The 435-nt window shown below is 72.4% G+C and carries 1 pseudogene; it reads left to right on the forward strand.

The window, feature by feature from the left end:
- Nucleotides 1-435, forward strand: a pseudogene (locus LPA54_RS39385) (hypothetical protein); the annotation flags it as partial.

Consider the following 435-nt stretch of genomic DNA (forward strand, 5'->3'; position numbering starts at 1 on the left):
GACGTCGCCTGGACGCCGCAGTCGGTGACGCTGCTGCTCGCCGACGACATCGACATCTCCCGCGGCGACCTGATCGTCCCGGCCAAGGACGCCCCGGCCACCACGCAGGACCTGGAGGCGACCGTCTGCCACGTCGCCGACGAGCCGCTGAGGGTCGGCCACCGCGTGCTGCTCAAGCACGGCACCCGCACGGTCAAGGCGATCGTCAAGGACATCCCGTCCCGGCTCACGCTGGACGACCTGTCCCTGCACCCGCACCCGGGCCGGCTCTCCGCCAACGACATCGGCCGCGTCACCCTCCGCACCGCCGAACCGCTGCCCGCCGACACCTACGCCGACTCCCGCCGCACCGGGTCGTTCATCCTGATCGACCCCAACGACGGGACCACGCTGACCGCGGGCATGGTCGGCGAGTCCTTCGCCTCCCCCGACCCG

The sequence above is a fragment of the Streptomyces sp. DH12 genome, assembly GCF_020873895.1.
GTDB lineage: Bacteria > Actinomycetota > Actinomycetes > Streptomycetales > Streptomycetaceae > Streptomyces.